16 protein-coding genes are annotated in these 14123 nt (G+C 69.7%); 7 read left to right on the forward strand and 9 right to left on the reverse strand.

Features of this window, described 5'->3' with window-relative positions:
• Positions 1–55 precede the first annotated feature (55 nt).
• From C5B99_RS15200 to C5B99_RS15215, 4 genes are all read right to left on the reverse strand, one after another.
• Positions 56–718: a response regulator transcription factor gene (locus tag C5B99_RS15200; protein WP_104243593.1), complete on the reverse strand. Its 663-nt coding sequence runs from the start codon at positions 716–718 to the stop codon at positions 56–58.
• Entirely contained in the window at positions 715–1944 is a 1230-nt protein-coding gene (locus C5B99_RS15205) for a sensor histidine kinase (protein WP_104243595.1), read from the reverse strand. The genes C5B99_RS15200 and C5B99_RS15205 overlap by 4 nt, the downstream gene beginning before the upstream one ends.
• A complete protein-coding gene (locus tag C5B99_RS15210; RefSeq protein ID WP_104243597.1) occupies positions 1941–2630 on the reverse strand; it encodes a DUF998 domain-containing protein in 690 nt (229 codons plus the stop codon). The genes C5B99_RS15205 and C5B99_RS15210 overlap by 4 nt, the downstream gene beginning before the upstream one ends.
• Before the next feature lie 522 nt (positions 2631–3152).
• Positions 3153–3455, reverse strand: coding sequence for a DUF427 domain-containing protein (locus tag C5B99_RS15215; protein ID WP_104243600.1), 303 nt, complete (start codon positions 3453–3455; stop codon positions 3153–3155).
• A 195-nt stretch (positions 3456–3650) separates the two neighbouring features.
• Here C5B99_RS15215 and glgX point away from each other — a divergent pair, with 195 nt between their 5' ends.
• Positions 3651–5696 carry a glycogen debranching protein GlgX gene (gene glgX, locus C5B99_RS15220; protein WP_258063388.1) on the forward strand — a complete coding sequence of 682 codons (2046 nt, stop codon included), beginning with the start codon at positions 3651–3653 and terminating at the stop codon, positions 5694–5696.
• A gap of 57 nt (positions 5697–5753) precedes the next feature.
• Here the strand turns inward: glgX and C5B99_RS15225 are convergent, their stop codons facing one another.
• The 3 genes from C5B99_RS15225 to C5B99_RS15230 are packed head-to-tail and all read right to left on the reverse strand — an operon-like array spanning position 5754 to position 7286.
• Positions 5754–6053, reverse strand: coding sequence for a hypothetical protein (locus C5B99_RS15225; RefSeq protein ID WP_146082019.1), 300 nt, complete (start codon positions 6051–6053; stop codon positions 5754–5756).
• Positions 6054–6063: 10 nt separating this feature from the next.
• A complete protein-coding gene (locus C5B99_RS19720) occupies positions 6064–6186 on the reverse strand; it encodes a hypothetical protein (protein ID WP_258063389.1) in 123 nt (40 codons plus the stop codon).
• Positions 6183–7286, reverse strand: coding sequence for a DUF418 domain-containing protein (locus tag C5B99_RS15230; RefSeq protein ID WP_104243607.1), 1104 nt, complete (start codon positions 7284–7286; stop codon positions 6183–6185). Before C5B99_RS15230 ends, C5B99_RS19720 begins: the two co-directional genes overlap by 4 nt.
• Before the next feature lie 288 nt (positions 7287–7574).
• Between C5B99_RS15230 and C5B99_RS15235 the strand changes: the two genes are divergently transcribed.
• The gene (locus C5B99_RS15235; RefSeq protein ID WP_146082020.1) at positions 7575–8051 is read left to right on the forward strand and encodes a hypothetical protein; all 477 of its coding nucleotides are present in this window, start codon (positions 7575–7577) and stop codon (positions 8049–8051) included.
• On the opposite strand, the gene C5B99_RS15240 is transcribed toward C5B99_RS15235, so the two are convergent.
• On the reverse strand, positions 8022–10622 hold the full coding sequence (locus C5B99_RS15240) for a LuxR C-terminal-related transcriptional regulator (protein WP_104243611.1): 2601 nt from the start codon (positions 10620–10622) through the stop codon (positions 8022–8024). The genes C5B99_RS15235 and C5B99_RS15240 overlap by 30 nt on opposite strands.
• Positions 10623–10801: 179 nt before the next feature.
• Complete coding sequence (locus C5B99_RS15245; RefSeq protein ID WP_104243613.1) at positions 10802–11494, reverse strand: hypothetical protein; 693 nt, start codon at positions 11492–11494, stop codon at positions 10802–10804.
• Between the two features lie 350 nt (positions 11495–11844).
• Between C5B99_RS15245 and C5B99_RS15250 the strand changes: the two genes are divergently transcribed.
• From C5B99_RS15250 to C5B99_RS15270, 5 genes are read left to right on the forward strand one after another with little or no spacing between them, the layout of a single operon-like run.
• Entirely contained in the window at positions 11845–12309 is a 465-nt protein-coding gene (locus tag C5B99_RS15250) for an Asp23/Gls24 family envelope stress response protein (protein ID WP_104243615.1), read from the forward strand.
• Positions 12306–12506: a DUF2273 domain-containing protein gene (locus C5B99_RS15255; protein ID WP_104243617.1), complete on the forward strand. Its 201-nt coding sequence runs from the start codon at positions 12306–12308 to the stop codon at positions 12504–12506. Before C5B99_RS15250 ends, C5B99_RS15255 begins: the two co-directional genes overlap by 4 nt.
• Positions 12503–12883 (forward strand): hypothetical protein, encoded by a 381-nt coding sequence (locus tag C5B99_RS15260; RefSeq protein ID WP_104243620.1) that lies wholly within the window; start codon positions 12503–12505, stop codon positions 12881–12883. The genes C5B99_RS15255 and C5B99_RS15260 overlap by 4 nt, the downstream gene beginning before the upstream one ends.
• On the forward strand, positions 12880–13461 hold the full coding sequence (locus C5B99_RS15265) for a DUF6286 domain-containing protein (RefSeq protein WP_104243622.1): 582 nt from the start codon (positions 12880–12882) through the stop codon (positions 13459–13461). The genes C5B99_RS15260 and C5B99_RS15265 overlap by 4 nt, the downstream gene beginning before the upstream one ends.
• Positions 13458–14063: a hypothetical protein gene (locus C5B99_RS15270; RefSeq protein ID WP_104243624.1), complete on the forward strand. Its 606-nt coding sequence runs from the start codon at positions 13458–13460 to the stop codon at positions 14061–14063. Before C5B99_RS15265 ends, C5B99_RS15270 begins: the two co-directional genes overlap by 4 nt.
• Positions 14064–14123 lie beyond the last annotated feature (60 nt).

Below are 14123 nucleotides of genomic sequence, written 5' to 3' on the forward strand. Positions count from 1 at the left end.
GCGCTAGGGCGGGCGGCGGGGCGGCGGATGGGAACCAGCGCCGGATCGACCGACCCTAGGCACCACCGCCGACGAGGCCGGCGCGGTGCGCGAGGATCACGGCCTGGATGCGATCGCGGAGCTCGAGCTTCGCGAGGATGCGTCCGACGTGCGACTTCACGGTCGACTCGCTGAGGAACAGCTCGACCGCGATCTCGGGGTTGCTCAGGCCCTGGCCGATCGCGATGAGCACCTCGAGCTCTCGCGGCGAGAGCACACTCAGCTCGGGTGCCCCGCCGGGAGGAAGCGTGCGAGCGGCGTCGGGGTCTGTGAGCTCCCCGACGTCCCGCGCCAGCGCCGGGGGCAGCACGAAGTCGCCCGCGTGGACGTCACGGATGGCCTGCATGAGCTCGGCCGGGCGCACATCCTTCAGCAGGAAGGCGCTCGCGCCGGCGTGCAGCGCCTGCGTGACCGAGGAGTCGCTGTCGAACGTGGTCAGGACGATCACTCGGACCGGGCTGTCACGGACGATCATTCGGGTCGCGGCGATGCCGTCGAGGTCGGGCATCCGCACATCCATCAGCACGACATCCGGCCGCGTTCGGGCGGCGAGCGCCACACCCGCGCGGCCACCGGACGCCTCGCCGACGACGGTGAAGTCGCCGTCCGCTTCGAGGACGAGGCGGAAGCCGGTTCGGACCAGGTCCTGGTCATCGACGAGAGCGACGCGGATCTTCACGACGGGAGCCCCTTCCCCGCAGAGGCGCCGACGGACGGGATCACGGCCCGAACGCGCCAGCCGGAATGATGCGCTCGGGGGCCCGCCTCGAGCATGCCTGCCACGATGTCCAGCCGCTGCCGCATCCCGATGAGGCCCGAGCCCGAGCCGCGGCTCGCTGCGCCGAGCGGCGCTCCGCTCGGCGGCCCGTCGTCGACGACCTCGAGAAACGAACCGGACGGCGAGTGGGTCAGCGTCACATCGACACGAGCGTCGCGACCGGCATGGCGGAGCGTGTTCGTGAGCGCTTCCTGCGTGACCCGGAAGGCGACGAGCTGGCGCGTGGCGTCGAGATCAGGAGTGCCCTCTTCCGTGAACCGCACGTCGAGCCCGGCGTCGCGGGAGCGATCGATGAACTCCGGCAGCGCGTCCAGCGACGGCTGCGGTGCAGGGGCGGCCGGAGTCTCGGCATCGTTGAGCAGCGAGAACACGGTGCGCGCCTCGCGCATCGAGCGTCGCCCCGTGTCGGAGATGGCGGCCAGCAGCCCTCGAGCCTGGTCAGGGTCGCGGTCCAGGACCGCCGAGGCGCCGTCGGCGCTGCTCACGATCACCTGGAGGCCGTGCGAGAAGATGTCGTGCACCTCGCGGGCGATGCGGGCTCGCTCGGCGTGCGTCGCGAGCTGAGCGGAGCGGTCCCGTTCGATAGTCAGCTCCTCGGCGAGCTGGATGAGGGAGGCGATGAACCTGCGGCGCATCCCGACCGCGAGACCGATGAGGAGGGCCGCGACCCCGACGCCGAGGATGAGGAGGAGGTCGACCTGCCAGCGTCCGACGAGCGGCGGATCGTCGACGACGAGCCGGAGGGTGGACGCGCTGATCGCGGCGACGAGGCTGAGGCCGACCCACGAGAGGATCCCCACGCGGGGCGTGCCGCCCGCCGCGATCGAGTAGGTCACGACGGCGAGCACGAAGAGGTCGGCGGGGAGCTGCAGCGGCACCGCCAGCGCGAAGGTGAGGGCCGCGGCGGAGATCGCGACGGCGGGCGCGGCGCGGCGCAGGGAGATGGCGATGCACCCCACCGCGAGCATGACGAGCTCGGGAGCGAGAGCACCCACGGGGATGCCGACGTACAGGGCCTGCCACCCGAGGATCGACCCGTTGAAGAGCACGTACACGGCCAGGAGCGCGGCGTCTCCGAGCGTGAATCGCGACGCCCTGGTCGGCTGCCCCTCGCTGGGCTCGGTCACGAAAGCACGCTCACGGGCAACACCGTAGCGCGGGCTCGTTCGGCGGGAATGAGAGCCTGTCGCACGAGGACGCCAGCCAGCCAGACGACCCCGACGGTCATGGCGACGAACTCGAGGGTCGCGCCGAGATCCGTCCGGAACCGCAGGAGCGAGAGGGATGCGCCCGCGGCCGCGACGAGGCCGGTCGCGCCGGCAGCTCCCCAGGCGACGAGCCGCGTCAGGCGCGGGAGCGAGCTCGTCGCGAGCTGCACCATGACGACGGCAGCCCCGGTGAAGCCCGTCGCGGCGAAGACGATGTGAACGAGGTCCTGCAGCGTCGAGCCCGGCGTGAACGGGATGGGGCAGCCGTACGTGCAGGTCACCTGGGATGCCCCCACGAACGCCAGCGCCGTGGCGACGAGGGTGCCGGATGCGCTCCAGCTCAACCAGCGCAGCCGTGATCGAATGCCGTGCAACGACGGGGCCCCGAGGAGCGCGCCGACGCCGATTCCGAGCAGAGCGGTGTTGAAGACGTCGGCCGTTGGCATGCCCGTGGCACCTAATCCGCTGACATACACCTGCTCCGTCACCTGCGATCTTGTGAACCAGATCGTCGCGACGCTCACGAGGAGGATCGCGGCCGCCAGCCACATCTCGGTCGGCGTCGTGGGGGTCCGCTCTGCTTCGGTGAGTCTGTGCGCAAGCATCCCCTCACGCTAGAAATCCTCGGGCAGGGATTGGGCGAACGCTCGATTTCTCATACCTGGGTACGAGCAGCGGGCCCGCCGGCTGAAGGCCGCAGGCGGGTGCGGAGGCGGCCCGGCGGTCACGCGGGCCGGGGCTCGCCTCGCGGTCCCACCGCCCCGAAAAGGTCACTTTCCGCCCATCCGCAGCCCTCCGAAGGGTCGAAAGTGACCTTTTCGCGGAGGCCGAGGCGCGTCCGGAGGCGGATGGGGATCCGGGTGCGGACGCGGACGCGCATGCGGGTGCGGACGCGCGTGCGGGTGCGGACTCGGACGCGGACAGGCAGGCGGGTGCGGAGTCGGGCACGCAGGCGAACGCGGCCCGGCGGTCACGCGGGCCGGGGCTCACCTCGCGGTCCCACCGCCCCGAAAAGGTCACTTTCCGCCCATCCTCAGCCCTCCGATGGGTCGAAAGTGACCTTTTCGCGGGGCGCGGGGCGCGCGGGCGCGGGGCGCGCGGGCGCGGGGCGCGCGGGCGCGGCGCGGTCAGCCGAGGCTGACCTGCGACTTATCGAAGGCGACGTAGCCGGCGAAGTCGTGGCCGACGCGCTCGGTCGAGCCGTCGAACGGCTCCGGGTAGCTCCAGGCCGCGTCACGGTGCGTGGCGCCGTCCACGACGACGTCCCAGTACTGCGCGTGCCCCTTCCACGGGCAGGTGTACTGCGTGTCGCTCTTCGTGAACGACTCGGAGTGCAACGAGGACGGCGGGAAGTAGTGGTTGCCCTCGATGCCGACGAGCTCCGACTCGGGCGCTTCGGCGATGACGGTTCCGTTGACAGTTGCCTTCATGGTGGTCTTCCTTCGACGAATAGCGAGTGGGTAGACGGGAAGCGTCGCCCCGTCAGCTGGGAGAAGGGTGATGTGCGTGGATGCGCGTCGCTCGTACCTGGGAGAACGTCGGCAGCGACGCCGATCGCCTGCCCTACTCTCAGCGGCGGGGATCCGCGCCGGGCCCCAGCTCCCCCGCCATTGGAAGGTCCCCCGTTGTCGAACTCCGAACCCTCCCGCCCGTATCCGCTCGGCTTCAGCACCGTCGACGGCAGATCGAACTTCGCGGTGTACTCCGAGACCGCAGATTCTGTGGATGTGTGCACCTTCGACGAGGCCGGGGCTGAGACCCGGACGCGCCTCGAGCACCGCACGGGCCACGTCTTCCACGGCTTCGTCGACGAGTTGCAGGTCGGCTCCCGCTACGGGCTGCGCGTCGATGGTCCATGGGACCCGGAGCGTGGCCTCCGCCACAACGTGAACAAGCTGCTGCTCGACCCGCACGCCACGGCGATCGAGGGCCAGTACGCGTGGTCGCAGTCGGTGTTCGGCCACGACATGAACGAGCCGGAGCGGCGCGACGACACCGACTCGGCAGGCTCGGTCCCCCTGAGCGTCGTCGCCGATCCCAGCTTCGACTGGGGCGACGACGTTTCGCCGCGTGTCCCCCTCGACAAGACGGTCGTCTACGAGGTGCACGTCAAGGGCTTCACGCAGCTGCACCCGGAGGTGCCTGAGGAGATCCGCGGAACGTACGCGGGCCTCGCGCACCCGGCGGCCATCAAGCACCTCGTCGACCTCGGCGTGACCTCGGTCGAGCTGCTGCCCGTGCAGCAGTTCGTGCAGGACAGCCACCTCGAGGAGAAGGGGCTGCGCAACTACTGGGGCTACAACTCGATCGGCTTCTTCGCCCCGCACGGCGACTACGCGGCCGCTGGCGACGGCGGCGGCCAGGTCGCCGAGTTCAAGGAGCTCGTGAAGGCCCTCCACGCCGCTGGCCTCGAGGTGATCCTCGACGTGGTCTACAACCACACGGCTGAGGGCAACCACCTGGGGCCGACGCTGTCGTTCAAGGGCATCGACAACGCCGCCTACTACCGCCTGGTGGAGGGCGATGAGAGCCACTACTTCGACACCACCGGAACGGGCAACAGCGTGAACGTGAGCCACCCGGCGGCGCTCGGGCTCATCATGGACTCGCTGCGGTACTGGGTGAGCGAGATGCACGTTGATGGGTTCCGCTTCGACCTGGCCACGACCCTCACACGTCAGGGCGGCGACGCGGAGCTGCACAGCGCCTTCCTCACGCTCATCCAGCAGGATCCGGTGCTCGCGCCGGTCAAGATGATCGCCGAGCCGTGGGACACGGCCGGGTACCAGGTGGGCGGGTTCCCCGCGGACTGGTCGGAGTGGAACGGCAAGTTCCGCGACGACGCCCGCGACTACTGGAACGGCAGCGACGCGACCCTCGGCACGACGGCGCAGCGCATCCTCGGCTCACCTGACGTGTACGAGGCGAGCCGCCGCTCGCCGCTGTCGAGCGTGAACTTCATCACCGCGCACGACGGGTTCACGCTCGCCGACCTCACCGCGTACAACGACAAGCACAACGCGGCGAACGGCGAGGACAACCAGGATGGCGAGAGCGACAATCGCTCGGCGAACGGCGGTGCGGAGGGCCCCACCGAGGACGAGGCGGTGAACGAGCGCCGCGCGCGCAAGCGCCGGAACCTGCTCGCGACGCTGCTCCTCTCGGCGGGTGTGCCCATGATCCTCGGCGGCGACGAGCTCGGCCGCACGCAGGGCGGCAACAACAACGCCTACTGCCAGGACAACGAGATCTCCTGGTTCGATTGGGAGGCGGTCGACGCCGAGCTGCTCGAGTTCACGCGGACGCTGCTCTCGCTGCGCGCCGAGCATCCCGCACTGCGGCCGGTCTGGTTCCGCCAGGCACCGGATACGGGTGCCGACGACACCGTGGACGTACTGCGCTCCGACGCGCGTGGCTTCGACGACGCGGACTGGGAGAACCCGGATGCGCGTTCCATCGCGTTCGTGTTCTCGCACGTCGGCGCCGACTCGTTCGCCCTGCTGCTGAACGCGGCGGAGAACGCCGTCGAGTTCACGGTTCCAGAGGCACCTCACGGCACCTGGGAGCTGGCGCTCTCGAGTGACGACGAGCAGCGCGTCAGCGACCCGGTGACCACGCTCATGGTCAAGGAGGGCTCGTTCACGCTGCTGCGTTCGCCGGCCGAGCGCTGACGGTCGCCGCGTGTCCGGCGCTCCCTGCGTCCGTGCTGACCGGGGAGCGCCGAGGGCTCAGTCTTCGACCCAGGGGCGCGCGAGGACGGCGTCCATCTCTCCGCGGACGACCTCGGTGAAGATGACGAGGGCCTCATCCCTGGGTACACCGGAGAGCACGAGTTCCGGTTCGTGCGGTCGTGCCGCATGCGACAGCACCACGGTTCCGGATGCGAAGGCGGTGACGAACCAGCCGTACGGGTCGCCGGCGCCGACGTCCGGCTCCTCATCACTCGCATCGTCGAGCTCGGCAAGCAGCGCAGGCAGGTCCTCGACTCGGGCGGGATCCGACGAGCCATCGAGGTGCATCACGTCCATGGCGTGCACACTACGAGGCCTCCCTGAGCCCCTTCTCCGCGAACGCCCCGGCGAGATCGACGGCGGTCCAGCAAGCGACGACGAGCAGCACGTCAGCGACCCGGTGACCCGGTGACCCGGTGACCACGCTCATGGTCGAGGAGCGCTCGTCCACGCTGCTGTGTCCGCCCGCTCAGCACTGCGTTCCGTGTCGCGCATGTCGCCTCTCCGGACCGAGTCTCGCCGGAGGGGCCCACGCGTGCCCCACGTCCCCCAACGCCAGAGCCATTCGAGCGGTCCCTGCGTGAAGGCACGCAGCCAGAGCGTGCTCGCGATCCACTGCAGCACGAGGATGCCGACGACGATGCTGAGCAGCAGCGTCCACGAGGTGCTGTTGGGCAGGTCGAAGAGCGCACTTGCGGCGAGCATCAGCGGGGCTGCCGCGACGTAGTTCGTGAGCGCCATCTTGCCGAGCGGCGTGAAGACGGTCTGCAGGCCGCGGGCGGCGCGGGTCGTCATGAGCAGTGAGAGCAGCGCGATGTACGCGCCGGCCATCGCGAATCCGGCGAGCCCGGAGGCGAGGTCGAAGCCGGACATCCGGATGTCCCCCGCCTGCCAGATCGCGAGCGGGATCGAGGCCGCGGTGAAGGCGAGGAGCGCGACGACGGAGCCGCCACGCGAGCGGCCGATCGACTGCACGATGCCGTACCGAGTGAGGGCGGCGCCGAGGAGGAAGACGCCCGGGATGAGGGTGATGCCGCCACCCGTCAGCGCGAGACTCGCGACGATGAGCACGGCGGCGCCGACGGCGACGGCCCAGCGCGGCAGCCAGGTGCTCGGGAGCAGCACGAGCAGGCCGGCGATGGCGTACGGCCACAGCGCGGAGCCGCTCTGCAGGAACTCGAAGGGGATGCCGATGGCGAGGAGGATCAGGAGGCGCCTGAGCAGCACGAGCCTCGGTCGGCGCGAGCGTCGCGCGGCGGAATCGAAGAAGAGCGCGAAGCCGATCCCGAAGAGCAGCGAGAAGATCGGGAAGAAGCGCTGCTGCACGAACAGCTGCAGCCAGCCGCTCGGGTCGCCGAGGTCGGCGGGCTGGAGCACGCCGGTGTCGTAGCCGAAGTGCACGAGCGGGGCGATGTTGACGAAGAGGATGCCGCAGAGTGCGGCACCACGGATGACGTCGAGGGCGGCGATTCGGCCACGGGCAGGTGCAGGTGCAGCGGGTGCGCCTTCTGAGGAGGAGGGGGAAGTCAAGACATGCCTTTCGCGGCGCGGCCCGGATCTCGGGAATGACGCGACGACCCATCATCGGGCGGGGGCGTGACGGCTCGCGTCCTCCGCCGGATGGACCCGCGTCAGCCTCTGGGGTGACCTGAACGGCCCGCCGGGTTGGAGAATGGCAGCAGACACCCGGCTACGGACAGGACGACCTGCATGAACTCGCGGACATCACGTGCACCGACTCGCTGGGCGAGCTCTGCGCTGCTTCGCCTCGGCGCCCTCGCTGCCCTGAATGCGGTGGTCGCTCTGGCCCTGGCACCCGTGACGACGGTATTGGCCACGGTGAACCCGCCCGCCTACGCGGTCGTCGCGTCGATGACGATGATGCTGCCGATGCTCGCAGCGCTGCTCGTACCCCGTTTCGGGAGCGCGATCATCGTCGCGTTCTGTACCGGCATCTTCCTCATGATCACCCCGCTCGGGGCCATCGCCATCGTCGCCCTCTCCCTGCCCGCGCTTGTGATGGAGCTCGTCCTGCTCCTCGGACGCCTCGTCCTTCGGAGGTCCCGCCCAGGTGCCGAGGCGACGACGACCGACGTGCCGTGGACGACGTGGCTGCTCGCGTGCGCTGCCGGCGGGACCGCGATCGCCGCGATGTCGCTCCTGGTCCTCGCCCCAGGCGCAGCGACGCCCGGGCTCGTGGCGCTGCTCTTCTGCATCCGCGTGCTCACGTACACGACTCTCGGCGCGCTGATGCGACGCCTGCGCTCACAGCTGCGTTCGGCCGGCCTGGTCTGATCGCCCTCCGGGGCGCCGCTGGTCGTCGAGCAGATGGATGGTGAGCGCGGCGTTGATCGCCTCTTCGCGTGAACGCACCCCGAGCTTGCTGTACAGCGAACGCACCTGGGTGCGCACTGTGTTGATGCTGACGTCGAGGCGCGCGCTGACTTCTGCGTAGCTGGCGTTGTCCATCAGCTCTCGCAGCACGGCGATCTCCCTCGGCGTGAGCTTCGGCGGCGCGGCGTGCTGGGACTCTTCCGGCGCGTTGAGGCTGTCTGGCAGGCTCGGGAGGAGGATGCCGGTCTCCATCGCGAGCGACGTGAGCTCGGCGTGTCCGATGGAGCGATGGCCGAGGAGCGGGAGCGTCAGCCCGGCGTTCGTGAGGCTCGCCGCGGCGCTCCGGAGCAGGGTGACCGCGGAGTCGCGGTGTCCGGTCCGATGGTGGGCAGTTGCGAGGGTGAGCTCGTGGTCGATGCGGTCGCGCAGGGTCGTGTCGCGCACGGGCGGATAGCGCAGCAGCACGCCGAGGGCGTCGGTGTCCGACTGGCGAGCGAGGTCGACCTTCGCGCGAAGGGTGGCTGCCGGCACACGCCCGAGCACGTCGACGCCGCGAGAGTACTGCGCGGCGAGGGCGACGCGATGGGTGGCGAGCGCGACGTGCGCCGTCGAACGGTCGAGGTGCGCGGTCACGTAGCTCGGGAGTCGGCGCTGGCGCTCCGCGAGCTTCCTGATCTCCAGGATGCGGTCGAGCCCTTGGGCGGGGTCCAGTCCGATGTGCGCCCAGGTCTCGGCTTCGAGGAGGAGGTGGATGTTCTCGATGGTGCCGTAGTGGGGGTGGAGCCGCGCGAGCACCTCCAGGGCTGCTTCGTAGCGGCCCGCCTCCAGGTGCAGGTAGGCCTCGGCGAGGCGAGCGGGCGAGCCGCTGTAGTCATCGTGCCGATGCTCCTGGCCGGGGACGCTGTCCGATTCCACGATCGCCAGCTGCGCTTCGGCGAGCTCCCCCGCGATCGCGTGGGCGCCCGCGCGCAGGGAGAGCGGGAAGTACTGGGCGCGGAGCGGTGCGCGCAGGCGGCGCGCGGTCGCCGTGCCGGAGATGAGCGTCTGGAGCGCGTCCTGGGTCGCCCCGGTGAAGAGCTGCGTGGCGGCGAGCTGGGAGATCGCGTGCGGGATGACGCGGTGGGCGTGCTCGTACTCGGCTGCGGGGAACTCGGAGAGCATCCTCGAGAGGCGATCTGCGTGGTGCCTGGCTTGCTTGTACGACCCGAACACGGTTCTGGCGGCGACCATCTCGAGGAGCACGTACATGAGCTGCTCGGTGGCAGATGCGGTTCCCCGTCGAAGCCCGATCCCGGTCAGGCTGAGCGCGAAGACCTCCGCGGCTCGCCACTGGTGGTCCTTCATCGCGAGGTAGCAGAGGGCGAGTTCCACTCCGAGGAGCGGCCATCGCGCGATCGTCACGCGCGGAAGCCGTTCGAGCGCTGCGACCACCTGGGGACGGTCGTCACCCAGCTCGAACCAGTGGTCCATGACGATGCTCGAGGCAAGCGCGTAGTCGGATCCATCGACCGCGGCGGTCAGCGCCGCGTGCGGTTGGCCTCGCTCCTTGGCCCAGGCGGCGAAGGATCGGCGCTGGCCGAAGAGGGCTTTCGCGTCCTTGGCCCGCAGCGACGCACGACCTGCCCGCGCGGTGGTCGGTGTGAAGCGGAACACCGCCTGGCTCTGGCCGTCCTCCAGCACGAGTCGCTCTCGTGCGCCGAGTCCACGGCGCTCGAACTCGTCCAGCACCTGGGCTCCGGGGCGGGCGGTGAGCTGACCCGCCAGGGTCTCGTCGAGGAGGTCCGCGCCGATGGCGAGCGCGGCGAGGTCGTCGTCACCGCGGAGGATGGTCGCAGCGACGTAGTCGCCGAGCCGCTGGGTCAGCCATCGCTCGAGCACGTCGACCGTGTTCGGATGGCCCCCTCCGGAGAGCTCGAGCAGGCTGAGCTTCACGAGCGCTGGCACGCGCCCCGAAGCGCGTTCGACGACGGCGGTCAGAGCTGGGGCGCCCATTCCGGCGCTTCGCAGCTCGGCTTCGATCTCCTCGGTCGTGAACAGCAGCTCCTCGGCCGCGATGACCTGCACATCCAACGACATGCGCGTGCGCGCGTCCTCGAAGCTCGTCTCCCGTCGACTGGCGATCACGACCCGGACACCGGGCGCGCGCGTCAGCAGCGAGATGAGATCCGCCTCCACGCTCGGCTGCTCGTCGAGATACTCGAACCCGTTGACGACCAGCGTCAGGGGGTGCGCCACGAGGACGTCCTCGACAAGCGCCTCGGCCGGACGGGCGTCGCCAAGCGAGGAACGCTCGGACCCGTGCCCGGGGAGGGCCGCTGCGACGTCATGCCAGAAGCTCTCGCGGGTCGCGCCCCCTGGATCGATGACGACGCGGACGACGTGGCGACCGTCGCCCTCATCCCACCCGTCGAGCACCCTCGACTTCCCGAAGCCCCATGGGGCGCGGATCACGACAGCCCGCGACGTGCTGGCGGAACCGAGCAGTGCTCGGAGTCGGTCACTGCGCGGTTCCTGCTGGGGGGACGGGTTCACGGTGTTCGGACGCTTCCGGGGATGGACGCTCGTGTCGGCTGGGGTCGCGCCGGTGCTGGGGGCAGCGAGCGCGAGTGCTGCGTGAGCATGATCGCACAGCTGTGGAGCACACTGATCGCGCGCGACGGCGAAGCCGCCGCTCTCGAGGCGCCCTCGGAGGGCCTAGTCCCCGCCGAGCGCTAGCAGGGGTTCACGGCGAGGTTGCCGAGTCCGATGACCATGTTCTGCGAGTTGGTCGAGTCGCCTGGCTGGAAGTAGCGGAACTCGACGGCCGAGACGGGCGCTGCCCAGGTGAGCTGCACGTTGCCCTGGTTGGACGTCGGTGCGATGTTGCCGTACGGCGTATCCATCCGGAAGGGATCCCCCGCCGTGCCGGCGCCGATGACGCGCGCCTGGCGCGCGGCGGTGAACCCTGTCGTCAGGACCTCGACGTTGTCGCGGTAGCCGTTTGTCGTGGCGTCGATGTCGAGGAGGGAGAAGCTGAGGCCGGTCACCGGGCGGTTGAAGGCGATGCGGACCGTCGCCGAGTTGTTCGGGATCGGGTTCGAGAACTCGATGCGGTAGTAGTTGCCGGTGACGCCGCCCTGGGGGCCCGCCGCAACCCGACCGCTGGCCGCCGACGGAGTGGACCCAGACGAGTACGTGATCGAGAAGGTCGCGGTGGTGCTGGGGGCGGTGCCGGGAACGGTCACCGTCGTGACGTTCGCGCCAGCCGCGAGTGCTGCCCAGTCGAGGGTTCCGGCCGTGCACTGCGATGCGGAGGCGAGGGGGGTGGCCGTGGCGGCCGCGATGATCGGCACGGACCATACTGCGCCGGTGACCAGCGAACGACGAGTCAAGCCGGACTTGGCTTCGGTTTCGAGCGCGCTCATAGGGGACTCCTTGTCGAGGCGGGGGCCTCGGAAAATTCGAGAAGAGCACCGGGCGGGGGCTGCGGTGCCACACGAGTCGCGATGCCGCTGGACTCGGTGAGACCTCACTGTAGGTACGGACGAAGCCCTGTCCGGATGCCCTTAACATCGGCTTTCGCATCCGCGAGATCTCCCCGATCCCCGGGGAAAAACGTGGGTAAAACGCGACCTCGTGCGCCGAACCTGTACGCAAGCTGAGAGCCGAAAACGAGTTTGTGACACATCAGGGGTCGTCTGCGTCTCACCTGTACAAGCCCACACGGTGCATCTGCACCGGGGGCAGAGACCAGAAAGACAGAAGGAAGAGCATCATGGCGAACACCACACCCAACACGACTTCCGCCCACGGCACGGCTCAGACGTCCAGCAGCGTCGTCCCGACGACTTCGAACGGACGCGGCACGACGACGATCGTCGACAGCGTCGTCGCTCGCGTCGCTGGCATCGCCGCCCGTGAAGCACACGGCGTCTACGACCTCGGTGGCGGCGCGGCCCGCGCGATCGGCGCCATCCGCAACGCCATCAACGCCACCGACCAGAGCCAGGGCATCAGCGTCGAGGTCGGCGAGAAGCAGGTCGCCGTCGACGTCACCATCGTCGCCGACTACCCCGTCGCCCTCCAGGACGTCGCCGACGGCGTCCGCGCCGACGTGATCCGCGCCGTCGAGACGATCGTCGGCCTCGAGGTCACCGAAGTCAACGTCACCGTCAACGACGTCCACCTCCCCTCCGAAGACAACGACACCAACACGACGGAAGAAGCGCGAGTCCAGTGAACACCGCATCCCTCACCCGAACCGGCATCCTCATCGGCGCAGTCCTCGCGCTCACCTGGATCATCCTCGGCTTCTGGGCCTTCTTCTTCGTCGCGATCGCGATGATCATCGGCGGCGTCATCGGACGCATCCTCGAAGGAAAGCTCGACGCCAGCGCCCTCGTCGACGTCATCCGAGGACGGAACACCTCCTCATGAGCATCGCCGCGACCACACACCACGGCGCGGCGCAGCGAGGCACAACACGACTCACCGCGAAGGCCCTGACTCGTGTCGCGTCAGCTGTCGCCGGTGACGCCCTCGGGGTCGACGCCGGCAGCGTCAACGTCGACCTCGACGACCACAACGGCAAACTCGCGCTCCGTGTGCGGACCCCCATCGGGGTTCCGTCGCTCGCCCGAATCCGTGAGCAGCCGAACGCGCTCGCGCGCAGCGGCGGTCCACTCCTGGAGCGAGTCGAGAACGCCAAGACAACCATCCGAGACCGCGTGCAGAGCCTCACCGGCTCCCACGTGGACCAGGTCACCGTGCGGGTGACCGGGCTCGACATCAAACCAGAGGAGCGAGTCAGATGAGCAGCCACACGTCGCTCTACTCCCGCGTCTCCAGACGCGAGACGCACTCGCCTCGGTCGGCGCTCGCTATCGTCCTGGCCGTGCTGCTGATCGTCGTCGCAGCCTGGGTCGGCACCGAGGTGGTGCTCGCGCTCCTCGCCCTCCCGGCGCTCCTCGTGGCACCGGCTGACATGTTCACCTCCACGCTCGGGGTGCTCGAGCAGCCCGCCCAGTACGTCGGCCCAGCCGGCGTGATCGTGGCCATCATCGGGCTGATCCTGCTCATCGCAGGCCTCGCCCCCGGTCGCCGTTCCCGCCACGTCCTGCGCTCGCCGCGGACCGCAACCGTCGCGGACAACGCGGTCATCGCCTCGGCGCTCGCCCGGCACGCGGCCCTCGCCGGCAGCGTCAGCCCGGACAACGTCACCGTCTCGGTCTCCCACCGTCGCGCCGACGTCCACCTCGTGCCCGCCTCCGGTGTGCCGGTCGACGCCGCCTCCATCGAAGCGGCCGTCACCCGGCAGCTCGAGCAGTACGAGCTCACCCCGCGCGTCACCGCCAAGGTCCGCGTCGCAGAGAACGGGAAGGTCGGCGCGTGAACAGCACGAACCGAGGCCTGAACCGCCTCCTCATCGTCGCCGTCGGTCTGGTCCTGCTCGCGGTCGGAACAGCTGCGGCGCTCGGTGCCTGGCTCCCAGGAGCGAAGGACACCTGGACCCCCATCTCCGAAACCGTGAACACGCAGGTCGGTATCTGGCTCCAGCAGACGCCCTTCCCCGGCACGGACTTCAGCTGGCTGATGATCGCCGTCGTCGCCGTCCTCGTGGTGGGCATCATCCTGCTCCTCGCCTTCAGCCTCCGACAGGGGCAGGGGCGGACAGGAACCCTCATCCACGACCGCAGCTCCGACACGGGACGCACCGTCGTCGACGTGTCCGTCGCACGCGACGCCCTCGCTGACGCACTCGGCGAACGTGATGAGTTCCTCTCGACAAGCGTCTCGGCGTACTCGGTGAAGCGGGCCCCCATGCTCAAGGTCTCGGCGACCTGCCGACGCGGCGTCTCGCCCAGGGACGCGATGGCGATCGTCGAGCAGAATCTCGAGGCGCTCGACGCGCTCCTCGGCCAGAAGGTGCCGGTCCTGCTGCAGCTCAGCGGCGGATTCCGCGCCAAGGTGCAGCAGTCGACGCGCCTCCAGTAACCACGACTCCCCACCGCGGCACCCCGATTCCGAGGAACCGCACCCCCAACAGAAAGGAAC

The sequence above is a fragment of the Pseudoclavibacter sp. Z016 genome (assembly GCF_002931215.1).
Taxonomy (GTDB): domain Bacteria; phylum Actinomycetota; class Actinomycetes; order Actinomycetales; family Microbacteriaceae; genus Pseudoclavibacter.

Coding starts and splice junctions, on each gene's coding strand:
- C5B99_RS15210 (WP_104243597.1), bottom strand. CDS start 2,630: ATGCTTGCGCACAGACTCACCGAAGCAGAGCGGACCCCCACGACGCCG.
- C5B99_RS15215 (WP_104243600.1), bottom strand. CDS start 3,455: ATGAAGGCAACTGTCAACGGAACCGTCATCGCCGAAGCGCCCGAGTCG.
- C5B99_RS15225 (WP_146082019.1), bottom strand. CDS start 6,053: ATGGACGTGATGCACCTCGATGGCTCGTCGGATCCCGCCCGAGTCGAG.
- C5B99_RS19720 (WP_258063389.1), bottom strand. CDS start 6,186: ATGAGCGTGGTCACCGGGTCACCGGGTCACCGGGTCGCTGACGTGCTG.
- C5B99_RS15245 (WP_104243613.1), bottom strand. CDS start 11,494: ATGAGCGCGCTCGAAACCGAAGCCAAGTCCGGCTTGACTCGTCGTTCG.
- C5B99_RS15250 (WP_104243615.1), top strand. CDS start 11,845: ATGGCGAACACCACACCCAACACGACTTCCGCCCACGGCACGGCTCAG.
- C5B99_RS15260 (WP_104243620.1), top strand. CDS start 12,503: ATGAGCATCGCCGCGACCACACACCACGGCGCGGCGCAGCGAGGCACA.
- C5B99_RS15265 (WP_104243622.1), top strand. CDS start 12,880: ATGAGCAGCCACACGTCGCTCTACTCCCGCGTCTCCAGACGCGAGACG.